Origin of the sequence: Shewanella sp. 2_MG-2023 (assembly GCF_030548905.1) — a bacterium.
Classification (GTDB): Bacteria; Pseudomonadota; Gammaproteobacteria; order Enterobacterales; family Shewanellaceae; genus Shewanella; species Shewanella electrodiphila.
In genome coordinates this window covers 108,625-132,246 of sequence record NZ_JAUOSO010000004.1, presented here as the reverse complement: position 1 = coordinate 132,246, position 23,622 = coordinate 108,625, and the positions used below count along the sequence as shown (strand labels likewise).

General features: G+C 42.2%; 18 protein-coding genes. 11 read left to right on the top strand and 7 right to left on the bottom strand.

The window, feature by feature from the left end; genetic code table 11:
- Nucleotides 1-1,231 precede the first annotated feature (1,231 nt).
- Both Q4600_RS05925 and Q4600_RS05920 read right to left on the bottom strand, forming a co-directional pair.
- Complete coding sequence (locus Q4600_RS05925; protein ID WP_102527491.1) at nt 1,232-2,356, bottom strand: alanine/ornithine racemase family PLP-dependent enzyme; 1,125 nt, start codon at nt 2,354-2,356, stop codon at nt 1,232-1,234.
- Entirely contained in the window at nt 2,353-3,558 is a 1,206-nt protein-coding gene (locus Q4600_RS05920; RefSeq protein WP_102527490.1) for a DUF1611 domain-containing protein, read from the bottom strand. Before Q4600_RS05920 ends, Q4600_RS05925 begins: the two co-directional genes overlap by 4 nt.
- 887 nt (nt 3,559-4,445) lie before the next feature.
- On the opposite strand from Q4600_RS05920, the gene ltrA reads away from it, so the two are divergent.
- Entirely contained in the window at nt 4,446-5,918 is a 1,473-nt protein-coding gene (ltrA, locus tag Q4600_RS05915) for a group II intron reverse transcriptase/maturase (RefSeq protein WP_303513741.1), read from the top strand.
- Nucleotides 5,919-6,164: 246 nt separating this feature from the next.
- On the opposite strand, the gene Q4600_RS05910 is transcribed toward ltrA, so the two are convergent.
- Entirely contained in the window at nt 6,165-7,145 is a 981-nt protein-coding gene (locus Q4600_RS05910) for an NAD(P)H-quinone oxidoreductase (protein ID WP_303513739.1), read from the bottom strand.
- A gap of 381 nt (nt 7,146-7,526) precedes the next feature.
- Here Q4600_RS05910 and Q4600_RS05905 point away from each other — a divergent pair, with 381 nt between their 5' ends.
- The 7 genes from Q4600_RS05905 (at nt 7,527) to Q4600_RS05875 (ending at nt 14,432) form a co-directional block, all read left to right on the top strand.
- Nucleotides 7,527-8,312, top strand: a complete 786-nt coding sequence (locus Q4600_RS05905; RefSeq protein ID WP_303513959.1) for an ABC transporter substrate-binding protein — start codon at nt 7,527-7,529, stop codon at nt 8,310-8,312.
- Nucleotides 8,313-8,720: 408 nt separating this feature from the next.
- The gene (locus tag Q4600_RS05900; RefSeq protein ID WP_229369835.1) at nt 8,721-11,177 is read left to right on the top strand and encodes a M1 family metallopeptidase; all 2,457 of its coding nucleotides are present in this window, start codon (nt 8,721-8,723) and stop codon (nt 11,175-11,177) included.
- Nucleotides 11,177-11,689: a DUF6702 family protein gene (locus Q4600_RS05895; protein ID WP_303513734.1), complete on the top strand. Its 513-nt coding sequence runs from the start codon at nt 11,177-11,179 to the stop codon at nt 11,687-11,689. Before Q4600_RS05900 ends, Q4600_RS05895 begins: the two co-directional genes overlap by 1 nt.
- A 317-nt stretch (nt 11,690-12,006) precedes the next feature.
- Nucleotides 12,007-12,738 carry a DUF1538 domain-containing protein gene (locus Q4600_RS05890; RefSeq protein WP_198589547.1) on the top strand — a complete coding sequence of 244 codons (732 nt, stop codon included), beginning with the start codon at nt 12,007-12,009 and terminating at the stop codon, nt 12,736-12,738.
- Between the two features lie 72 nt (nt 12,739-12,810).
- Complete coding sequence (locus Q4600_RS05885; protein WP_102527484.1) at nt 12,811-13,677, top strand: DUF1538 domain-containing protein; 867 nt, start codon at nt 12,811-12,813, stop codon at nt 13,675-13,677.
- Between the two features lie 3 nt (nt 13,678-13,680).
- Nucleotides 13,681-14,031 carry a P-II family nitrogen regulator gene (locus Q4600_RS05880; protein WP_102527483.1) on the top strand — a complete coding sequence of 117 codons (351 nt, stop codon included), beginning with the start codon at nt 13,681-13,683 and terminating at the stop codon, nt 14,029-14,031.
- Nucleotides 14,028-14,432 (top strand): CBS domain-containing protein, encoded by a 405-nt coding sequence (locus Q4600_RS05875; RefSeq protein ID WP_303513730.1) that lies wholly within the window; start codon nt 14,028-14,030, stop codon nt 14,430-14,432. The genes Q4600_RS05880 and Q4600_RS05875 overlap by 4 nt, the downstream gene beginning before the upstream one ends.
- 121 nt (nt 14,433-14,553) lie before the next feature.
- Here Q4600_RS05875 and rfaD read toward each other — a convergent pair whose 3' ends face one another.
- From rfaD to Q4600_RS05855, 4 genes are all read right to left on the bottom strand, one after another.
- A complete protein-coding gene (rfaD, locus tag Q4600_RS05870; RefSeq protein WP_303513728.1) occupies nt 14,554-15,507 on the bottom strand; it encodes an ADP-glyceromanno-heptose 6-epimerase in 954 nt (317 codons plus the stop codon).
- A 52-nt stretch (nt 15,508-15,559) separates the two neighbouring features.
- Complete coding sequence (locus Q4600_RS05865) at nt 15,560-16,579, bottom strand: glycosyltransferase family 9 protein (RefSeq protein ID WP_102527480.1); 1,020 nt, start codon at nt 16,577-16,579, stop codon at nt 15,560-15,562.
- 110 nt (nt 16,580-16,689) lie between these two features.
- A complete protein-coding gene (locus tag Q4600_RS05860) occupies nt 16,690-17,439 on the bottom strand; it encodes a single-stranded DNA-binding protein (RefSeq protein ID WP_102527479.1) in 750 nt (249 codons plus the stop codon).
- Between the two features lie 121 nt (nt 17,440-17,560).
- The gene (locus Q4600_RS05855) at nt 17,561-18,928 is read right to left on the bottom strand and encodes an MFS transporter (protein ID WP_303513721.1); all 1,368 of its coding nucleotides are present in this window, start codon (nt 18,926-18,928) and stop codon (nt 17,561-17,563) included.
- 341 nt (nt 18,929-19,269) lie between these two features.
- On the opposite strand from Q4600_RS05855, the gene uvrA reads away from it, so the two are divergent.
- The 3 genes from uvrA to Q4600_RS05845 all read left to right on the top strand — a co-directional run bounded on the left by uvrA (nt 19,270) and on the right by Q4600_RS05845 (nt 23,459).
- A complete protein-coding gene (gene uvrA, locus Q4600_RS05850) occupies nt 19,270-22,218 on the top strand; it encodes an excinuclease ABC subunit UvrA (protein ID WP_303513718.1) in 2,949 nt (982 codons plus the stop codon).
- 58 nt (nt 22,219-22,276) lie between these two features.
- Entirely contained in the window at nt 22,277-22,438 is a 162-nt protein-coding gene (locus Q4600_RS21165; RefSeq protein WP_368501599.1) for a pentapeptide repeat-containing protein, read from the top strand.
- 100 nt (nt 22,439-22,538) lie between these two features.
- A complete protein-coding gene (locus tag Q4600_RS05845; protein ID WP_303524363.1) occupies nt 22,539-23,459 on the top strand; it encodes a M20/M25/M40 family metallo-hydrolase in 921 nt (306 codons plus the stop codon).
- The last annotated feature ends 163 nt before the right edge of the window (nt 23,460-23,622 follow it).

Sequence of the window (23,622 nt, the reverse complement as noted above, 5' to 3'; positions counted from 1 at the left end):
AAGGCTTTCAATTTCAAATTTAGTTGAAAAATGACAGCCTTCAAGTCGCTAATTTAAAAAATACAGTTTTAAAAACCATCAATATGGGCAAGTGAAAAGATAACCATGTAAAATCAAATTATTGGCAGGCTTAAGTGAAAAACATTCCGTTCATAGACAGTGATAAAAATTCAAATCTGTGGGGTAACGAGACAGTAAAAGACGATTAGAGTTGGATTCATCAGAGTGTTCCAATGATCTTAACTCATAACTTCCCCAAAGCTTGTTAGCAGATTTAGTTAGCTAATGATTTCTAGATTTGAATCGAATCTAAATCAAAATCAAGGTCGTGGCGCTTCGCCCATTCTTTTGTAAAGAGCAGACTAAAAGGGAGTGAACTGCGACTCCCTCTTGCTCTTGGCTTACAAAAAATCCCCGCAGCTCCGGCGAAATTTAAAAAGCAAAATTTCCAACGGAGAATGATCCAGCTTTAAACTTAATTTTGAGTCCGCTTCGGCAAGCTACAAAAATCACTAACGCTTCCGATGGTGCGTCTGAAGTAAATGGATTTACGAATGTCACGATGGCATGGATGCCAAGGAGTGACCCTTCCCCCTCGAAAGCTAGCTGGAATCTTAAGTGCAGGATGCACTAAATGCCTTGAAGCACATGGATGTGCTAGAAAGGCCATGTCTGGACTCACGTAATTTTCTTGCTTACCTCAATTCAAATTGAACATTCAAAGAAGATCAAAAACACCTAAAAACCTATGTATTCAATTTATCGCACAGACACAATAAATGAACCTGCGGGCTCAATAGTCTCCGCTGGAAGTGTCCGAATGCGTTGAGCTAATTTGCGTGATGGAGGCAGGACACCGACATAGCCTCAGATTGAGCCAAGGATGGCGAATCTGAGGCGGTAGTAAATTAGCTCTGTAGCATGAGGAAAAACACTTCGCCGGAGCGGCAAGGCACTTTATATATGAATCAGCGAAAAGGGAAATGCTGTTGTTTCCCTTTCGTCGGGTGTGGGCGAAGCGCCACGACTTTGTTAGCTACCAAGCATTGCTAGAGTGTTGTGACCTAAACCAACGGCGACTTTTTCTGCTAAGCTATCTATATTGAAAGTTTTTCTTTTTACAAAAACAAGAGTGACAATATTGGCTTCTAACTTAGTACTAACTAGAGTGAGTTAGCCTAATTCTTTAATCAGTAAGTCATTAGAGTCCATTGGGCTTATCTGACAACCGTTAAGCATGACACTGTCGAAGATAATCACTTTTATCCGTATAATATTCCTTTCTCCTCCCTTTGCGTGGCTTAAAATATTTATGGATATAATCTGAAGACATAGAAGATAAGAGAGCAGTGTAATCTAAACTGAATGTGACTTTTTCCCCTACAAATAGTGGTTTCTGTGAGGATTCAAGGACAAGATGATCGCTGGTTGAAGACATGATCTTAATCCCATTCGGAGCCTTAAGGCCGCTGACACAAACATCTTGGCGGCCTAATGCTAGAATAGCTTGTGAGACCTCCCCTCTATCTTGAAGGCTTTCTTTTTCACCAAAAGCATTAAATCCTCTATTTCCCCAAGGCAAAGTAGGTTTAATCTTGGATTCAATCACTTCAGCAGTCAAAGAAACAGTGTCTGCATGTAAGCCTAAAATATTTTCGTGTTCTAAAGGTTCACAGCCTAAAAAAATTGCTTCTCCTATACGAAGGTTATTAACTCGAGTTAGGCTTGTTCTCTGAAGAGCCCAGTTAACTGAAGCAGAATTACCCCCTGAAATAATTTCTAGGCTGATCCCAAATGTAGCTTCAATTCCATCGGCAAGATCTGAAAGAATGTTCATTTTTTGATCGTCTGGAGCGACACCATACCGACAGGCTAAATTCGTACCGACCCCTTTTATCGTGATGTTCGGTAAGGAAATAATCTCATGGATAAAGTCAATCACGCGATTCGGCATTACGCCTTCTCTGAGATCGCCAAGCTCAACCATAATAATAATATCGTGTCGACAATTTTGTTGTCCCGCTACATGTGAAAGCCTCCGAATCACTTCAACTTCAGAATTTAAACTCATATCACTATATTTTATTACGCTTGCCACTTGGCTTAGCATGGGTGTACGTATCAGCATTTTAGGGATAGAAATACCAGATTCTGTCATCTTTTGAAAATTCTCGATTCTTGAATCGGCTAACATTGTTGCACCAGCATCAATAAGAACTTGTGCGATGATGGGATGGCCGAGGAAGACTTTTGTTACAGGCGTAACGGATATATTTTTCAGTAAGAGCTGAGTAATCAGGAACTGAGCGTTATGGTGAATTTTTCCGCAATCGATGTCTAACCTAGGGTAGTTCACCCTTTTTCGGCCAGTTTACTTGCTATCATAGGGAAGGCTGACGTTACAATGTGCAGTAGATCTTCGACAGGCTGTGATAGTGCATCAGTAACCGGTAGACCAAATTCGGTAGTATAGCGGTCTATCACACAACGTGTTTCATCTAAAGACATCCCTTCATGATTCAGTGTTAGTCCAATAACATCGGTATTAGAAAACGTTTCGATAAGGTTGATTTCTGAGGCAATCGAAGGCATTGGGCAATCAGGAAAATCACTACGATATGAACGTTTAGGGGCATGCTGCAATATCACACCCGTTGGACAACTGCCACGTAAGATAAAAGCGCTGGTTGAAAACGCAGGGTGACTTAAGGCTCCTTGCCCTTCAATAATAATCAGGTCCGGATTTTCTTTTTCATAGGCCTGTACAATAACAGACTCCAACTCACCTGCACAAAATTGTGAAGGGACAGCATCGAGTGCAACGCAGTATTGTGCACCCTGTATAATACCTGTTTGACCAGTGGCAATCATAACAACGTTAAGGCCTTTTTTAGTCAGTTCATTCGCTAATATTGTTGCTGTTGTTCGTTTTCCTAATGCACAATCCGTTCCCAATACAGCTATTCTCGGGCATTTAACGCTGTGTATTTTTCCGCTAAACGTTTTTAGGTCGCCTTTATTTTTAGGTTTACGGGTATCGAATATTCGAACGTTGTTCTTTAAACTAGCCTCTAGAAATAGAGGGTCATCAGTTAGAAATTCATGCAAGCCATTTACAATGTTCATCCCTAGTGACATGGCATTTAAAATGATGTTTTTATCCAAGTCAGATAAAAAACCACTTGATGGTGCAATACCAAAAATAAAGTTATCGGGGATACTTTCTGCGTGAATGATAGCTTCTTCAGTATTGGCCAGGATAGGTATTCCATTGGCTTTTTTATCCAATATTTCTCCAGCATCTAAGCCAGCTGACTCACTATCAATAACCGATAAGATACGATAGTGTAACGAATGCCTCACTAGCCCATTTGCGGTTTTACCATCAATTTTTCCGAAATTACCCTCGCAATATATAATCGCTGAAGGCGAAGCAGACTGTACTTTCTGAGTAAGTGGCAACCAAGGCGCGAAATGGGGTTCATTGTTGTTGGTTTCTACATTTTCAATTCTAGTGAGTTTGAATATTTTATTTAAATTTGGGGTCGAAATGGACATAGCTAAAGCCTGCTGTGAGGCTTAGGAGGGCGACTAAGGAGTGCCGAGATGTGAGTTCGGAAAGGAAAAGAAGTCCCTACTAAGCGGTAGGGAGAAAAACCAAGATAGCATACTTACCAGACTTTTGTTTGTTATTAATACGCTTTCTAAGTCTATTACTTTTTGGCTTCACCCATACTAGCGTGACTGATTAGAGATCTAAGACTCATTGTTCAACGTCACCGTATAAACTTCTCAACTTTAAGGTTTCAAGATAATTTTTCTAATGTAAATTAAGTGGATTAGAGTTTTTGTTCTAATTCATTTATGTCCGTGCGACCTGAGGTCGTATGAAGCGCTGTTCACCGCGATAAGAGTGAACCATCTGTATCACCAGATGACCCTAAGACTCTGAATAAAGCAGCGAGTCTGACAATGTAACGATATTTGGCTTATGCCGAATGGGAACAAAATCGTGAGAGGACGTTCTTCCTGATAACCACAATCGGGTAAGTGCTAGGGTGTCAGTATGATGAACGTAAGTGAATCCATATAAGGTGCGTTATACGCGAAACAGCGGAAGTGGTTAATACGCTGTGGCCAAAAGGCACGAGAGTTGGAAAGAGATTGGACAGTGCTCTTTCGTGATCAATTAACTCTTCGCACTATAGTGGGCATCTAACCTGACGTTGCGCGACATACGGAACAGGGTAAGCCTGTATTGCTCCCTTTGGGAAAGTGGTCTGCGAAGGCTGCTGATAGTCATGCAGGTAAAGGAGGCTAGAAAAAGCGAATGCCGCATTGTAATGATGCGGATACTGATTTTATCTGGCGCGAAAGCGAGCTAACTTCTAGCTGTTCTCCCGTTGCAAGATGATTTGAAGAACTTTATTCAAGGAGAAACGCAAATGATGACTTCAATTGAAGTTAGTGCATCCCCTGACAATGTTCAATGGCAATCCATTAACTGGAAAGCGGTTAAACAACATGTATTAAAGCTTCAAATGCGCATTGCAAAAGCAACCCGAGAAGGTAAACACGGTAAGGCGAAAGCGTTGCAGTGGATACTGACCCACTCTAAATCAGCAAAATTACTTGCTGTTAAAAGAGTTTCTCAAAATAAAGGCAGCAAAACACCAGGAGTCGACGGCATCATTTGGAACAGTGATGCTCGTTGTATGATTGCGGTCAATCAACTGAGCCGCAAAGGCTATCATGCCAAACCGCTCAGGCGTATCTACATCCCCAAGAAAAACGGCAAGCTCAGACCTTTAGGCATTCCCTGCATGATAGACAGAGCGCAGCAAGCGCTTCATCTGCTCGCCTTGGAGCCTATTTCGGAAACGGTAGCCGACCTCAATAGCTATGGCTTTCGACCCAACCGAAGCGCAGCAGATGCCATTGCACAGTGCTTCAAATGCTTGTGTATGAAGCGCTCTAGCCAATGGGTTCTTGAGGGAGACATCAAAGCCTGTTTCGATAAGATAGGTCATCAATGGCTCATCGACAACATTCAATTAGATAAACGAATGCTGAAACAATGGCTTGGGTGTGGTTATGTTGACAAAGGATTGTTCTACAAAACAGCAGAAGGAACACCGCAAAGGGGGATAATATCGCCCACGCTGATGTTGCTCACGCTTGCTGGATTAGAACAATTGGTTAAGTCTATTGCTTTTAAAACAGGTAATAGGGTCAACTTTATCGGATACGCAGATGATTTTGTTATCACAGGTTCTTCGCAGGAAGTCCTCGTTAATGACATCAAGCCGCAGCTCATTGGCTTTCTACAGGAAAGAGGCTTAACACTCTCTGATGAGAAAACGCACATAACTCATATCGATGATGGTTTTGACTTTCTGGGATTCAATCTTAGAAAGTACAACGGCAAACTGCTCATTAAACCGAGCAAAAGCAACGTTCTGTCATTTTTGAGCAATCTACGTGAATACATCAGAAAACATCCAACAATCCCCGTTAACGATTTAATCAAAATATTAAATCCGAAACTGAGAGGATGGGCGAACTATTATCGCCACAGTGTTGCAAAACAAGTTTTCAGTTATGTAGGCCATCAACTTTTCTGGTTGTTATGGCGTTGGGCCGTTAGGCGTCATCCAACGAAAAGTAAAGACTGGGTGAGGCGTAAATATTATTTGGATGGTAAGGGACAATGGCAATTTCACGGTTGGCAGAAAATAGCGAACATGGATTGTCGATTTAACCTTGTACAGATAGCTCAAACGCTCATAAAAAGACATGTAAAAATCAGGAGTGCAGCGACACCTTACGACCCCGAACATGAAGCTTACTTAGGTAAGCGAAAACGGGCAAAGGAAGGTAGAAATTCATGGTTTGAGCCTGTCTTGGCTGCTATGTAGGTTGCTGGGTAACAGAACACGCCTTAGTGGAGGCTTGAGCCGTATGCAGTGAAAGTTGCACGTACGGTTCTTAGGAGGGCGGCACTTGGTAACAGGTGCCGCCTATCCGACTGTTTCATATCTTTGCTGATCAAATCAACTGTACGTTCAGGGTTAATCCAACATTGAAAAGAGTCAGATCAGATATGAGCTACTATATTAGAATATGGCTTTTACTGCCATGTTTAGAGGTTGTTCTTACTGTTGCTAAATCAGTTTCAAAATAATTTTCCCTTGATGCTGGCCAGACTCCATATATTGATGTGCGACAATAACATCGTCAAAAGCAAAAACTTTATCTAGATTTATATGCATTTTTCCACTTTCAAGCATTGGCCAAACATGCTGTTTTAGACCTTGTGCAATCTCGGCTTTGGCTTCAATGCTTTGTGGCCTTAACGTAGAGCCTGTCCAGCGAATACGTTTCGCCATGAGCCTAAAGATATCCACTTCGGCTTTCATGCCCCTTTGCATTGCAACCGACACCATGCGTCCATCCATTGCGACTACTTTAAGGTTGCGGTTAACAAAATCGCCACCAGCAATATCAAATACGACATTCACACCTGTTCCATTTGTCGCTTCTAAAATAGGTTCGACAAAGTCCTGCTGATGGTAATTGACCGCAACTGTTGCACCTTGTTCAAGACAATATTGGCACTTATCATCTGAGCCTGAGGTAGCAAACACCGTTGCGCCTAATGCTGACGCCATTTGAATCGCGGTAGTACCGATACCACCAGAGCCACCATGGATCAATACACTTTCACCTGTCGTTAATTCTGCCCTAACCACCATATTGCCCCAAACGGTAAAACAGGTTTCTGGTAAAGCTGCCGCTTGTTCATAAGTGTAATTGTTGGGGATCGGCAAACAATGACTGGCATCTGTGATCACCTGCTCAGCGTAACCACCACCTGGCACCAGCGCACAGACTTTGTCGCCTATTTTCCATTGCGTCACGTCGTCAGCTAGTTCAATAATTTCTCCTGCCACTTCTAAACCTAGGATAGCACTCGCGCCTTTAGGTGCAGGGTAAGCACCTTCACGTTGCTTGATATCAGGCCCATTAACGCCTGCGGCATGGACTTTGATTAGCACTTGCCCTTGGGTTAATACTGGCAGTTGGCTTTCGGTAAAATACATCACCTCTGCACTACCTGGTTTATTAAAGCTCACATGTTTCATATCTAATCCTTTTCGACAATGACACTCGTGAATAGCCACCTATACTTAACAATAGCTGGCACCTTCGAGCATTAAGTATGATGACTTGTCTAATCAGCTGGTATTTGAAGGCACTTAGCCGTATTTAAAGACAGTTAGCTCGCATTTACAGGCAATAATGAATAAATAACATCAGGAACCCTGTCGTTTTAAGATACTATATCTAAGCTTATATTTAACGCGTTTAGCGTTAAAACAAAATAGCTAACCTATTGAATCAATCAGGCTTGAGCGCTTAATGTCATGGTTAGAGTCATACTCTAAATATGAAATAAACACTCAAGATATTCAATTTATTAGCAACTAACGGTCAAACCAACCGGAATTGATATCATTGTGAAAATGACTCTAAAAACAGATTTAGCCAAGATACTCAAATACTGCATAGGCCTCATGCTATTTGCCAGTTGCTCTTTTTCAACTTCGCTATCTGCCAAACCTCTGTTAATCGCCTCTGATATCTGGTGCCCTTACGTCTGCGAAGCTCAAACAGGCTATGTTACTGAACTGACTCAACGCGCCTTTGCTGAAATGGATCAACCAGTACACTTTATCGCAGTGCCATTTAATCGCGCCTTAAAAGAAGTCCAGCAAGCTAATGTTGATGCAATTCTAGCTGTGACACCTGATCATGTCGCTCAATATGATTTACTGACTGATGACCTGATTATTGGCTATGCCGGTAAAGATTTTTACACGACGAATAGCTTTGCGTGGCAGTTTAATCAAATTGAAGATTTAGATACTGTGCAGGTAGGCATAATACGCGGCTATGATTATGGCGAACGACTTAATGCCAAAATCGCAAATTCGAATCGTTTTTATATTGCCTCAGGTAACCAGCCGTTAACCATGAACCTCAAACGACTCATCAAAGGTCGCTTCCATGTCATGATTGGTAATAAGATTGTGATTGAACAAACCGCAAAAAAAATAAACCTTGATGATCAAATTCGTTATGCAGGAAGCTTTGGTGAACCTATTCCGCTTTATGTTGGCTTTAATCAAGGTAATACAAAAGCAGCTAAAATGTTTGCTGACGGGCTGAAAAAATTGAAGCAAACAGGCGAGTTCCAGCAGATTCTAGACAAGTACAACATTGAAATGAGTGACGATTCAACCTTTTAACTTACCATTTGGTTTTATGACAAATAAAGCCACTCGCGCCATATCAGTCTCCTAATCACCCCATAATAAAACAAGCTATCTAAGCTCATGTTTATATAGCATTAGTAAAAAATAGATATCTTATCACTATCATTTTTTATTTAGCTTTCACTGATATTAACAACCTATTTAGCAGGACTCATCCAAATAAGTTACAAAATGTGTACTTTTAACACATTTGTTATGGCTGAGTGTACAATCACGCATTGGCTTTACAAAGCCCCAACATTACCCATGTATTAATAGTCTTTCATTGAAGATAAATGTCACGATAAACCCATCGTACACTGCTATTTTTCCTGTCGCGTTATTAAAATTATAAGCATGTGGCACTGATGATATGTATCAAGTGACCACTTCGGAGCCAGCATGAAATCTTACCCTAAGGCTATCGCGCTAGTATTAGGCCTATTGTATTTACCTTGGGTAAATGCCTCGCCGATAGAACAAACCAAAGGCGACTTTGAAGATAAGTTTCGCCAATTAGAAGAAAGTCACCCTACCCCAAATGACTACCGTAACGCCGCTGGCGAGCCAGGTAAAGATTACTGGCAACAGCAGGTTGATTACAAAATCAATGTGAAACTGGATGAAACTCAACGCCGTATTGTGGGCAGCGAAACCATTACTTATCACAACAACTCACCTTATACCCTCAAGTATTTATGGATCCAGCTCGAGCAAAACCGCTTCAGTTCTGACTCAGTTGCCGAACGCAGTAGTAGTTTTTCAGGCCTAGGTAATAACGCCAGTGCTTCAGCTAAAGCGCAAGACAAAGCGCCAGCTAAAATTAATTTATCAACTTTACGCCGTCAGCAGTTTATGGACGATGTAGAGCTGGGTTACCAGTTATCTAACATCACAGATGCTAAAGGCAAAGCGCTAAAATATGTGATTAATGGCGCGCAAATGCGAGTCGATTTAACTAAGCCACTGAAACCAAATCAAACCACTAAAGTGAACATTGATTTTGCCTTTAATATCTTAGAAGAAGACGCCGTAGGCGCACGTTCAGGTTATGAACACTTCCCTGATGATAAACGTGAAGGCGGTAATGATATTTTCTTGCTGGCTCAATGGTTCCCGCGAGTATCGTCTTATTCAGATTACGAAGCTTGGCATAATAAAGAATTTTTAGGCCGTGGTGAATTTACCCTAGAATTTGGTAATTACGACGTCAAGATGACAGTGCCAACTGACCATATCGTCACTGCGACTGGCGTATTACAAAATCCTAAAAAGGTGCTGACTAAAACTCAGCGAAACCGTTTAGAAGATGCCAAAGATGCTAAGAGACCAGTATTTATTGTCTCTGCCGATGAAGCCTTAAAGAACGAATCAAGCACCCAATCAGGCCAAAAAACCTGGCATTTTAAAGCTGAAAACGTGCGTGACTTTGCCTGGGCATCTTCGCGTAAGTTCATTTGGGATGCCAAAGGCTATCAACAAGGTGGCGACACTATGCCTGAAGTCATGGCGATGTCGTTTTACCCTAAAGAAGGCGGTGAGTTATGGGAAAAATACTCAACTGAGTCTGTCATCCATACCATGGAAGTCTACTCGCGTTTTACGTTTGATTATCCTTACCCAACGGCCATTAGCGTCAATGGCCCAGTTGGCGGCATGGAATACCCGATGATTAGCTTTAATGGTCCCCGCACCATTTGGCATGAAGACGGCACTCGAAGCTATACCTTATCTGAAAAACAATTCCTCATTGGCGTTGTGATCCATGAAGTGGGTCATAACTACTTCCCAATGATTGTGAACTCAGATGAACGTCAATGGGCTTGGATGGATGAAGGTTTAAACAGCTTTTTAGATGGCGTAGCCAGTAAAGAGTGGGATCCTGATTTAGCCTGGGGACGTGAGCCAAGCGACATCATCGAATACATGAAGTCTAATGTGCAAGTGCCTATCATGACCCAATCTGATAGCATCTTAAAGTACGGTCCGAATGCCTATACTAAGCCTGCTGCAGCGCTTAATATTTTACGTGAAGTGGTGTTAGGTCGTGAGCTTTTTGACTTCGCCTTCCAAGAATACTCTCGCCGCTGGGAAAATAAACGTCCAACCCCTTATGACTTTTTCCGTACGATGGAAGAAGCATCAGGTGTTGATTTAGATTGGTTTTTCCGTGGCTGGTTTTACACCACAGATCATGTTGATATCAGCATAGATAAAGTTTACCAATTGCGTTTAGATACCCAAGATCCTGATATTGATTTTGACCGTTTACGCCAAGAAAATGCCGATAAACCAACATCTTTATTTGTTGAAAATAATCAACAAGCAGGGATGAAACCTTGGGTTGATTTAAATGGCGACTTAGCCGATTTTCATGATAAAAACGATCGTTTTACGGTGACCAATAAAGAGCGAAACAAGTACCAGTCAACACTTGCGAAGTTAAAGCCCTGGGAACGTAAAGCACTCGCTAGAGCACTAGAAGAAGATAAAAACTATTACGTCATGAACTTCTCAAATCTTGGCGGCCTGGTGATGCCAATATTACTTGAGATGACCTATGATGATGGCAGTACTGAAAAGCTGACATTGCCTGCAGAGATTTGGCGACGCTCTCCTCATGCAGTGAGCAAGCTGATTGTCACTGAAAAATCACAGCAATTGGTGTCAGTTGAAATCGATCCAAGCTGGGAAACCGCTGATGTAGATATTGAAAATAATCATTATCCACGTCGCATTATCCCGTCGCGAATTGAAGCTTATAAAAGCGAGAAACGTAAAGGTAAGCATCGACGCGACATCATGCATGAGATTAATACCGAGATAAAAGAACCTGAAGCCAAGGAGTATAAAAAATAATGTCACGAGCAATTATCGCAATCAGCTTGTTATTCGTTGCCGCTTTTAGCTTCAGCACTAACACTTGGGCGCATCAGCAAAAAGAAAGTTATAGCAATGTGCTGTTTAATGAACGCACAGGTAATTTAGAAGTGCAGCATCGGTTTTATTTACACGATGCTGAGCACGCGGCAAAGCGCCTATTTGATAGTAATACTGATTTAATCAAAGAGCCTGTTAGTCGTGATGCTTTTGCTTATTATGTGCAGGACAAGTTTCATATTGCCGATGATAAGCAGCAAACTATCAAGCTAAATTTGGTTGGTACTGAAGTCGAAGGGAAGTATTTATGGGTGTACCAAGAAACTCAGATAAACCATCAAACGATGAGTAGTTTTTACATCAAGATGGAAAGCTTACAGGAGCTTTGGCCAAGTCAGCTTAACTACATTAATGTTGAACGAGAAAAGCAAGTGAAGTCATTAAGGTTAAGTGCTGGTGATGCTTGGCAGCACCTGTCACTCGATAAGTAATCATGTAAGTCATTGCTTCAGAGTGGGACTTATTTTTGACTTAACATTATGTATTTTAAAAAAGACCTTCGGGTCTTTTTTTTGATTTATTTATCTCCTCTCCCTTCTTCACTCTTGCCTAGCGCACATTTATTTTCACAATTTGATCTAGCTCAAAAACACCGTAACTTTTGTTAATCTTTTGTTGTTTTACTGTATCAGGTTGGCACACTGGATAGTGTAATAAGTAAATAATTGCTGCGATGACCGTTTTACTTCGACAGAAAAACTTAAGCTAAGCAATTGTCATATAAGTATTAATATTCACAGGAGGTGGAATGGGCGGATTAGTAAAGTTATTACAATCTATGCTCGGCAGTTTTCGAGATTTAGTCCCCATCATTTTGGTGGTGAGTTTTTTTGAGATTTTTATCCTTCAACAAGCACCTGCTAACCTCTTTTCCATCCTCGTCGGCGTTGTCTTTATCGTCTTAGGTTTAACCTTTTTTGTTTTCGGCTTAGAAATGGGCTTATTCCCTATTGGTGAGTCATTAGCCCATGCCCTTGCCCGCAAAGGCAGTACATTCTGGTTGGTTATTTTTTCATTTGCTTTGGGGTTTGGTACCACATTAGCTGAACCCGCGTTAACGGCGGTGGCCGCAGAAGCCGCTGAAGTAGCTGCAGAAGGCGGTGCCATAGCCTTCACAGAACAAGCTATGGACAGTTATGCCATGGGACTGCGCCTAACTGTTGCTGTCTCGGTTGGTCTGGCCATATTGCTCGGGGTTATCCGTATCGTAAAAGGCTGGCCGATTCATTATTTGATCATTGGCGGTTATGTCATCGTGATGATCCTCACCAGTTTCGCCCCAGAAAGTATCATCGGTATTGCTTATGACTCTGGCGGAGTAACCACCTCGACCATTACAGTGCCATTAGTCACAGCTTTAGGTGTTGGGTTAGCCACAGTGATTAAAGGTCGTAATCCGATGTTAGATGGTTTTGGGTTAATAGCCTTTGCCAGCCTTACACCGGTAATTTTCGTATTGCTGTACGGCATGGTGCTATGAATATGGCTGAAAAACATATGAATCATAAGGGTTTTTTCACTCATTCTACAAGTATCTCAATGGGGGGGAACAATGATCTGGCTTAGTCAGTTATTCGACACTTTATTGCTCACCATGCGTGATGTTGTCCCTATTGCGACCATTTTATTTGGTTTTCAATTGGGCGTACTTAAACGACCGATAGCCAATTGGAAAACCGTGGTTCTGGGATTTGTGTATGTCATCCTAGGTTTGAGTTTTTTCCTGGTCGGCCTAGAGTTAGCGCTGTTTCCTATTGGCGAGAACCTCGCTAATCAGCTCACATCGCCAAGTATCTTGCACCCTGACGGTTCAGCTGGGCCTTACTTGTGGCAGGACTACTTTTGGGTTTATGTATTTGCTGCGGCTATAGGTTTTAGTACCACAATCGCTGAACCCTCTTTAATTGCCGTCGCGATTAAGGCCAATGAAGTCTCCGGCGGCACTATAAGCACCCAAGGTTTGCGCATTTCGGTCGCTATTGGGGTTGCATTTGGTATTTCGCTCGGCTGTTTTCGCATTGTGGTTGGCGATCCTATTCATTACTACATTATGGCGGGTTATGTGGTGGTGGTGATCCAAACTTTCTTTGCACCTAAGTCCATTATTCCTCTTGCCTATGATTCTGGCGGAGTGACCACATCAACGGTCACTGTCCCGTTAGTGGCCGCGTTAGGCTTAGGCTTAGCCTCCAATGTAGAAGGCAGAAATCCATTAATTGATGGCTTTGGCCTCATCGCTTTTGCCAGTTTATTTCCCATTATTGCTGTCATGAGCTACGCACAAATCGTCGCTTGGCTCGATAAGCGCAGAGATAAATTGGCTGACGATGCCACTGAAACCGTCACAGTAGAAGAACAAACAACAACCAATCAAGCTTCTATAGCAGATATAGAAACTAATCGATCCGTTAAGGAGTAATTCATGCGATTTAAGCTCATTATCGCGTTTGTCGACGACATCACAACTGACAATATACTTGATGCCGCAAGAGAAGCTGGCGCGACTGGCGCTACCGTTATTAACCACGCTAGAGGTGAAGGGCTTAAGAAAAAGAAAACCTTCATGGGCTTGGGATTAGATGTTCAGCGCGATGTCATTTTGTGGTTAGTTGAAGAGCATATGAGTCGCCATATTTTAGAAACAATCTGTGAAGTCGGCGGTTTTAATACCAACCCAGGCCAAGGTATTGCGATTCAAATTGATGTTGAAGACGCCGTCGGTGTGGCGCACCAAGTCGAGAAACTCACTAATGATATTAAGGATCAGATATGAAGCCGTCGACCCCGATTAAAAACCGTGATGTATTAATGAATCAATATGCCATGATTGACGGCATGCTGACAATCAGTGAAGCCATTGCTATCGCCGTGGAGAAAAAGGTATCGATTTTAGTGGTGAATAAACGTCATGAGCATGATGAATATGGCATGTTACTTTTAAGTGATATTGCCAGAAAAGTGCTCGCAACTAATAAGTCTCCTGAGCGAGTTAACGTTTATGAAATTATGATAAAGCCAGTAATGTCAGTAGATGCTGATATGGACATCCGCTATACCGCAAGGCTATTTGATCAATTTCAAATCAATAAAGCCCCCGTAGTGGAACATGCCAATATCATTGGTTTTGTCACTTACGATGACATCGTATTAAAAGGCATGGTCACAAGCGCTTAGTGCTTAATGATGAGTGATTAGCGCTAACTATTACATTCACACTGGCCATAAAAAAGCCTTGAAGTCATTGCTTCAAGGCTTTATTTTTTATTAAGAACCAGCCTTAATATTCAGTCAAATATTACTGACCAATGAAGTGTTGGTCTTTCAACCAATCTAAATATTCAGGCACCGCTTGCTCAACCGTTTTAAATACATGATCGCACCCTACTGAGCGCAGCTGAGTTAAATCAGCTTGGGTATAACTTTGGTATGCGCCCTTCAATTTATCGGGGAAAGGAATGTATTCAATTTCACCTTTGCCATGATAGTCAACCACAGCATTAGCAACGTCATTAAAGCTTTGAGCTTGGCCTGTTCCACAATTAAAGATCCCTGATACTGACTTGTTTTGCCATAACCATAAGTTCACTTTAACCACGTCTTCAACAAACACAAAATCACGTAACTGCTGACCATCTGCATAGCCATCAACACCGGCAAATAAGCGACAGACACCATTCGCTTTGATTTGGTTATTAAAGTGGAAGGCAACACTCGCCATGCCGCCTTTATGCTGCTCTCTAGGACCATAAACGTTAAAGTAACGTAGACCTGCAACTTGAGCATTGGTGTCTTGCTGTCTGACATATTGATCAAACAAGAACTTAGAGTAAGCATAAACGTTTAGCGGTTTTTCAACTTCACGCTTTTCAACAAAGGTGTCACTGCCGCCGTAAACAGACGCTGATGATGCATAAATAAATTGCACATCATTTGCTTGGCTATAATGCAGTAATACCTTTGAGTATTCATAGTTGTTTTGCATCATAAACTTGCCATCCCACTCAGTGGTCGATGAACAAGCTCCTTGATGGAAAATAACTTCTAATTTACCGTCAAATTCGCCGGCTTTAATGCTGGCTAAAAAGGCATCTTTATCTAAATAGTCAGCAATTTCGCAATCTGCTAAGTTAAACATCTGTGTGCCGTCAGATAAATCATCTACTGCGATAATATCTGTACGACCTAATTCGTTTAATGACTTAACTAAATTACTACCAATAAAACCTGCAGCACCTGTTACAACTATCATAAGAATAATTCCGTTATTGTGTTTAACTCATTTGCAGCCAATTTAGGAGAGCTTACTCGCTAATATCGTCTGCATAAAATGTATTTAAAAACTGCGCAGTCTCTGCCGCCGCTATATCAAAATTAACTAACGCCATATTTCGGCCGGTTTTCTTACCGATTGGCGGTGTGAATGCTAAGCGACGTGCATCAGCCGAGAGTGACTGCCAACGTACTTCTGGGGCAGAGCGTCTACCAGCATAAAACCCAACTGTAGGGACATTATGCAGCCCTGCAAGGTGCAATGGTCCAGTAGAGCCTGCAATAAACATATCCGCTGCAACCAAAGACTCGGCAAATTCAGCCAAACTGGATAATGGCTTGGCCATTACGACTTTAATATTACTCGCTACGAGTAAATCATGCATCTGCTGTGCAAGACGTTCCTCTTCACCGCTATAGGTTAAAACAAAACGACAATTCAGTTTAGTCTGTTTATCAATATCAATCAGCATGCGAGCAAAGCTGTCTACAGGTACACCACCTGAGGAGCCGCCTGTGCCTGGGTGAGCAAAAATTAACTTCTCATCACTTTGCTGATGATAATATTGCTGCCATTTCGGTTTTTGTTGCTGCACATTCCATAAAGGTCTAGTCACTTCGGGAATATCGTAACCGTTTTGCGCTAAAAAAGACTCCACCAACATACATGCACCACGCCAGCAACCTTCACCTTTTTTGTATTGGTGATCCGCGCGATGCTTATAAAGGTACTGATACCAATTATGTTTTGGTGCTAACACAAATGGAATGTTCGCTGGCTTTAAAAATTTATAACCACGAAATTCAGACAACGACACTATCGCACCATCGTATTCTCGTTCTTTAATGCGCTCGCTGATCCCTTGATCATCACCATCATCGATAATCACATGATCTACGTAGGGACAAGCTAATGCAAAAGCTTTGGTTACTGGTGAGACAAGGACTTCAATGCTGGCCTCTGGCATGGCTTTTTTCAGCAAGCTTAATGCGGGCCAACTTAACGTAAAGTCACCAATTTTATCGTAACGAAGAAAAAGCACTCTTTTCATAGCTATCTAAACCTGAGTAGTACCAAACAAAAGCAGTATAAATAAAAAATCCCTGCAATACAGGGATTAATTAGCTGAGCAAAATAACTGATTGCTAGATTTAGCGTGAATTAAAACGGGATATCGTCATCCCAATCTCCACCTAAATCAGGCGTAGTATTTTGTGGTTGTGGCGTTGGCGCTGGGCGCTGGGCTGGCGCAGATTGCTGCTGGAAGCCACCTTGCTGTTGCGCAGGTTGTTGGAATCCACCTTGCTGCTGTTGTGCTGGCGCTGGGCGCTGTGCTGGAGCAGACTGCTGCTGGAAACCACTTTGTTGTTGCGCTGGCGCTTGTGGCTTAGGCGTATAAGCAGGCTTTTGAGCAGCTTGTTGCTGAGCTGGCTGTTGCTGAGCTGGCTGTTGGAAGCCACCTTGCGCTTGTTGCTGGCCGTAACCACCTTGCGATTGAGGTGCACTTTGCTGAGGAGCATTACCGTAGCCACCTTGACCTTGGTTCATGCCACCTTGCTGACCGCCTTGACCACGGCTATCCAGCATTTGCATTTCCATCGCGTTAATTTCTGTCTTGTAGCGATCTTGACCAGTAGTCTGATCCTGCCACTTGCTAGTTTGCAGTTTACCTTCTAAATAAACTTTAGAACCTTTTTTCAGGTATTCACCAGCTACTTCAGCTAAACGACGGTACATAACAATGTTATGCCATTCTGTACGTTCTTGCTGTTGACCTTGTTGGTCTTTCCAAGACTCACTCGTTGCCACAGTAAAGTTAGCGACGGCGTTACCATTTGGCATGTAACGAACCTCTGGGTCCTTTCCTAGGTTACCGACCAAAATTACTTTATTCACACCACGACTGGCCATTGAAATCTCCTGCGATTTACCATGTTCTAAATTTAATTACGTTCAAATTTTGTTGAATCAATTATGTCATTTTTATGCTCACTGAAGCATCAGTTGAGTCACAAAAACACGAATTTAATTCTTAGCTGACAGAGCCTAACACAGCTCGCGCTTCTCTTAAATCGAATTGATCATCTACTTTTAAATAAGCTGCTTTCTCTTCAATCACCACAATGGCTTCTGCAACCCCAGCAAGCTGTGATAGTTGAGTTGCCATATCTTGCGCATGATTTCTATCTTTCGCTTCAGCTTCAAGTGTATAGCTTTTAAGAAGCACAGGTTTTTCCATGCCTATGGTTAATAGCAACCATACAAACATCAGCGCTAATGCGACAAAAAACACCCCTGAAGCGCCAACAAGTTGATAAGCACCACCGCCTAACATACCACCGCAAAATGCACCGAGAAACTGACTGGTAGAATAAACGCCCATGGCAGAGCCTTTATCCCCCATAGGGCAGAACTTTGCAATAAGGCTAGGTAACGAGGCTTCCAAATAATTAAAGCCGGTGAAAAACAGCACGACTGCGCCACTTAATACCCACAAGTTATCGGCATAAATGCCCATTGCTGCCAGTGATACCATCATAATCATCAATGATATTTGGAACATGGTTTTGGTGTTATTACGCTTAACGCCGATGATAATTAACGGCACCATTAAGAAGAAAGCGCCGATGAATGCAGGAAAATACAACATCCAATGTTTTTCTTTCACTAAACCAGCGTCAACCAAGTCTAGTGGTAAAGCTACAAACACCGCAGTTAAGACTAAATGCAGAATAAAGATACCCGCATCAAGACGGAACAATTGTGGATCCATCAACATGCGTTTTAGTTTGGTTGGCGTCGCGACAGTATCGCCCTTAGGCGCTTGTGATACAGGGTTCGGCACCAACACTTGTACAATAACCATGCCCAATACAGCTAAAATCGCGGTTAAAAAGAACAAGCCTTCAAGACCTGCATATTGCGCGACAATTGGCCCGGCTAATAACGACAGCGCAAATGAAAAACCAATACACATTCCGATAATCGCCATCACTTTAGTGCGCTGCTCATCACGAGTTAAGTCAGCAGCCAAAGCTAAAACAGCAGCGGCAATGGCGCCCATTCCTTGTAATGCACGCCCAAACACCACACCGTAAATATGATCAGACATGGCGGCGACAATACTGCCGATAGCAAAAATGACTAAGCCGCCCAGAATAATCGGTTTACGGCCATATTTATCAGACAACATACCCATTGGGATCTGTAAACAGGCTTGTGTTAATCCGTAAGCACCAATGGCTATACCGACCCATAATGGCGAGAATCCTTCCAAGTGTTGGCCGTAAAGCGCAAACACGGGCATGATCATAAACAAGCCCATCATGCGTAAGCCGAATACACTAGCTAACGAAAATGCGACCTTTTTCTCAATGCCGGAGAGTCCATTTTTGGCCATTCAGTTGCCCTTAATTTTGTATCTGTAAAAAATTTTGAGTTGCGCATATTATCACAGCGTCCTAATTTAGCTCAAAAGGAATAATGAACCAAGGTACAACTGTTTATCGTATTTGCTAATGAAGTTAAACAAACAGGTTATAATGTGTCTTACATCGCAGTTCATTAATATTCGACTTTAGCTAACAAAACAACCAAATGAACTAACAATTTAGCACTGTACAATACTGTATGAAATACTGTATAAATACAGAGTAAAATCTAATCACAAATCAAATGCCTTAACTTGTTTGTCAAGATATTCAGCTTTATCGGCGAGCGAGTACAACATCAGAGTGAAGAATGGATACCATTGAAATTCGTGGTGCACGAACCCACAACTTAAAAAACTTTGACCTTAAAATTCCACGGGACAAACTGATTGTCATTACGGGATTGTCAGGTTCAGGCAAATCATCATTAGCCTTCGACACTTTATATGCTGAAGGACAACGTCGATATGTTGAATCACTATCTGCTTATGCACGTCAATTTTTAAGTTTGATGGAAAAGCCAGATGTCGACCATATTGAAGGCTTAAGCCCTGCGATTTCAATTGAGCAAAAATCCACTTCACATAACCCACGTTCAACCGTGGGCACCATCACTGAAATTTATGATTACCTGCGTTTACTGTTTGCCCGCGTTGGTGAACCTCGATGCCCGACTCACGGCCAACCATTAGCGGCACAAACCGTCAGCCAGATGGTGGATAAGGTGCTCGAGCTACCAGAAGGTAGTCGGCAGATGTTATTAGCCCCAGTGGTTAAAGCCCGTAAAGGTGAACACGTAAAGTTACTAGAAAGCCTAGCCGCACAAGGCTATGTCCGTGCACGTATTGATGGTGATGTATGTGACTTATCCGATCCGCCAACCCTAGATTTACATGTCAAACACACCATCGAAGTAGTCGTCGACAGATTCAAAGTGCGTGATGATCTTAAACAACGTTTAGCTGAGTCATTCGAAACCACACTAGAAATGTCTGGCGGTATTGCTGTTGTTGCTGACATGGCAGGCGAAGCTGAAGAGATTGTATTCTCTGCTAATTTTGCTTGTCCCCATTGTGGCTACTCTATGGCTGAACTTGAGCCACGTATTTTCTCGTTCAACAACCCTGCCGGTGCCTGTCAAACTTGTGATGGATTAGGTGTACAACAGTACTTTGATGCTGACCGCGTGATCACTAATGGCGAGTTATCGCTAGCTGGCGGCGCTATTCGTGGCTGGGACAAGCGTAATTTCTATTATTTCCAAATGCTCAGCTCATTGGCTGAACATTATAAGTTTGATGTCGAAACGCCGTTTCAGCAGCTTACAGACAAAGTCCAAAAAATTGTTCTGCATGGCTCAGGCAAACAGAGCATTGCCTTTAAATACATTAACGACCGTGGTGATGTGGTTATTCGTAATCATCCCTTCGAAGGCATATTGAATAATATGGATCGCCGCTATCGTGAAACTGAAAGCAATTCAGTACGCGATGAGCTATCTAAATTCATTAATACTCAATCGTGTAAAAGCTGTGGCGGTTCACGCCTGCGTGAAGAAGCCCGTAACGTGTTCATTGGCGATTTAACCTTGCCGCAATTAACCGAATGGTCCATTGGCGAAGCATTGGGTTACTTCAAAGACATCCATTTCACTGGTCAAAAAGCGCAAATTGCAGAAAAAATTCTTAAAGAAGTGGGTGATAGACTCGGATTCTTAGTCAATGTCGGGCTTAATTATCTTAGTTTAAATCGCTCGGCAGATACCTTATCTGGTGGTGAAGCACAGCGTATTCGTTTAGCCAGTCAAATTGGTGCCGGCCTTGTGGGTGTAATGTACGTCCTTGATGAGCCATCAATTGGCCTACATCAGCGCGATAACGAGCGTTTACTCCAAACCCTTATCCACCTACGTGATTTAGGTAACACGGTTATCGTGGTCGAGCACGATGAAGATGCGATTCGCATGGCTGATCATGTGATTGATATTGGCCCAGGTGCTGGCGTACACGGCGGAGAAATTATTTGCTCTGGTGGCTTGAAAGATATTATTGAGTGTGAAGAGTCGATTACTGGTCAATACATTTCCGGTAAAAAACAAATCCACGTCGGTGAACAGCGCACACCAATGGATCCGAAAAAGGTTATTGAGTTATTTGGCGCTACAGGTAACAACCTGAAAAATGTCGACTTAACCATTCCGATTGGTTTATTCACCTGCGTCACTGGTGTTTCTGGTTCAGGTAAATCTACACTGATTAATGATACTTTTTATAAAATCGCTCACCGTATGCTAAATGGCGCGACAGTCGATGAACCCGCAGCCCATAAAAGCATTAAAGGTATGGAGCAATGCGACAAGGTTGTCGACATTGACCAAAGCCCAATTGGCCGAACTCCACGTTCAAATCCTGCCACTTATACAGGTATATTTACGCCAATCCGTGAGCTATTTGCTGCCACCCAAGAATCTCGAAGCCGTGGTTACTTGCCAGGTCGTTTCTCGTTTAACGTTAAAGGCGGTCGCTGTGAAGCTTGTCAGGGTGATGGCTTAATTAAAGTCGAAATGCACTTTTTACCAGATGTGTATGTTCCCTGTGATTCATGTAAAGGCAAACGCTATAACCGCGAAACCTTAGATGTCAAATACAAAGGGAAAAACATTCATGAAGTGTTGCAAATGACCATTGAAGAAGCCCGCGTCTTCTTCGATCCAATCCCTGCAATCGCTCGTAAGCTGCAAACGCTTGTTGATGTTGGTTTATCTTATATTTGCTTAGGCCAAAGCGCGACGACATTATCGGGTGGTGAAGCTCAGCGAGTGAAATTATCTAAAGAATTGTCTAAGCGAGATACAGGCAAAACCTTATATATTCTCGATGAACCCACTACAGGTTTACACTTTGCCGATATCCAATTATTGCTTGATGTATTACATAGATTAAAGGCAAAAGGTAATACTATTGTGGTGATTGAACACAACTTAGATGTGATTAAAACCGCAGACTGGATTGTCGATTTAGGCCCTGAAGGTGGTTCTGGCGGCGGCATGATCCTAGTGAGTGGTACGCCTGAAGATGTTGCTCAAAATACTGAGTCGCACACGGCGCACTTCTTGAAGCCATTGTTAGAGAAGATGCCTGCGTTAACATCTGCTAAAGCTAACAAGGCACCTGCTAAAAAGGCAATTACTAACAAGGCAGCGGCTAAAAAGGTCACTAAAAAACCTGTTGCCAAACCTAGTAATAAAAAATCCGATTAAAAGATAGTGTAGTTACGGTTAAACCTTATGGAAGACTAACCAATGGATATGAAATGGAATTTCAGTTAAAGGCACTAATTTTAAAGGCACTAATTTTAAAGGCACTAATTTTAAAGAGGCTAAGCTTAAAGGCACTAAATTTAAAGGCATTAAATTTAAAGACATTAACTTTAAACGCACTTTGCTTAAAGCCTTTAAGCCCAAGCGTTGGCAAAAATAATGAGCTTGTTCGCCATGGACAAGCTCTACACTCTCAGTTAGTTAATCAAACGTTCTCGTCTGTAATCTCTTCACTTAATGCTCACGCTTTATCGGTTCTGTTGTTATGTTTATTCTTATCTGGCTGTGCGTCGCAAAACTGTGGCAATTCACCCGTTAATCACTGGAGCAACCAAAGCCAGCTGCTTGAAGATATTCGCGTATTAAGTAGCCCTAAATTTGAAGGAAGAAGAACCGGGACATATGGCGCCGAGCTCAGTCGCGAGTACATTAAACAGCGCTTTACTGAGCTAAACCTCACACCATGGCAAGATGAATTTGAGGTGCCTTTTAACTACCGGTCTAATTTTTCAGATAAACAAGGCATCAACTTAATTGCGACCATAAAAGCCAGCAACAACTCCCAACGCTGGCGAGTGATTACCGCGCATTATGATCACTTAGGTAAAAAAGGAAATAAGGTGTTTGCTGGCGCTGATGACAACGCCTCAGGTGTCGCCGCGATGCTAGCAATCGCAGAGCAATGGCAACAGCAAGAGAATGACAATATCAATCTAATGATTGTCGCCACCGATGCTGAAGAACCCGGTTTATATGGTTCTTATGCACTAGTTGAGCAATTAACTTCAACACCTGATATGCAACTGGAAATGTCGTTAAATCTCGATATGATCGGCAATCCTTCTAGGCCTCATGCAATTTATATAGAAGGTGAGAAAAATTTATCTGAATTTAGTCAGCTTAAAACTCAACTCCAAGACTATAATCAATTATGTATACGGCAGAGCCGTTCAAGAATGAAAAACGGCAGCATGGTGAAGATTGATTGGCTGCGTGCTTCGGATCATTATCCGTTTCACAAAATGGGCATACCTTGGCTGTATTTAGGGGTACCGACTCATAAACAATACCATACGATTAACGATACCATTGATACGATTAATATTGGTTTTTTAGCAGCGGTCACTGAAACGGCATTTGAATTAGTCTCAGTGAATAAGCAGCAAATTGCTTTTCAATAATCAGGCCAATTTTAAAAACTTATTGAAAATATATAGTCAAATGGGTGAAAGCTTGCTATAATATCGCCCCTTTGACGCGGGAAATCGACACGGGGTTGATTTTCTGTCTGTGAAACTTTAGCGCGAATGATACAAATTTCGTGCATACCCACAAGGCTACAAC

Coding starts and splice junctions, on each gene's coding strand:
- Q4600_RS05920 (WP_102527490.1), bottom strand. CDS start 3,558: ATGTCCATTTCGACCCCAAATTTAAATAAAATATTCAAACTCACTAGA.
- ltrA (WP_303513741.1), top strand. CDS start 4,446: ATGATGACTTCAATTGAAGTTAGTGCATCCCCTGACAATGTTCAATGG.
- Q4600_RS05910 (WP_303513739.1), bottom strand. CDS start 7,145: ATGAAACATGTGAGCTTTAATAAACCAGGTAGTGCAGAGGTGATGTAT.
- Q4600_RS05905 (WP_303513959.1), top strand. CDS start 7,527: ATGACTCTAAAAACAGATTTAGCCAAGATACTCAAATACTGCATAGGC.
- Q4600_RS05900 (WP_229369835.1), top strand. CDS start 8,721: ATGAAATCTTACCCTAAGGCTATCGCGCTAGTATTAGGCCTATTGTAT.
- Q4600_RS05895 (WP_303513734.1), top strand. CDS start 11,177: ATGTCACGAGCAATTATCGCAATCAGCTTGTTATTCGTTGCCGCTTTT.
- Q4600_RS05890 (WP_198589547.1), top strand. CDS start 12,007: ATGGGCGGATTAGTAAAGTTATTACAATCTATGCTCGGCAGTTTTCGA.
- Q4600_RS05885 (WP_102527484.1), top strand. CDS start 12,811: ATGATCTGGCTTAGTCAGTTATTCGACACTTTATTGCTCACCATGCGT.
- Q4600_RS05880 (WP_102527483.1), top strand. CDS start 13,681: ATGCGATTTAAGCTCATTATCGCGTTTGTCGACGACATCACAACTGAC.
- Q4600_RS05875 (WP_303513730.1), top strand. CDS start 14,028: ATGAAGCCGTCGACCCCGATTAAAAACCGTGATGTATTAATGAATCAA.
- rfaD (WP_303513728.1), bottom strand. CDS start 15,507: ATGATAGTTGTAACAGGTGCTGCAGGTTTTATTGGTAGTAATTTAGTT.
- Q4600_RS05865 (WP_102527480.1), bottom strand. CDS start 16,579: ATGAAAAGAGTGCTTTTTCTTCGTTACGATAAAATTGGTGACTTTACG.
- Q4600_RS05860 (WP_102527479.1), bottom strand. CDS start 17,439: ATGGCCAGTCGTGGTGTGAATAAAGTAATTTTGGTCGGTAACCTAGGA.
- Q4600_RS05855 (WP_303513721.1), bottom strand. CDS start 18,928: ATGGCCAAAAATGGACTCTCCGGCATTGAGAAAAAGGTCGCATTTTCG.
- uvrA (WP_303513718.1), top strand. CDS start 19,270: ATGGATACCATTGAAATTCGTGGTGCACGAACCCACAACTTAAAAAAC.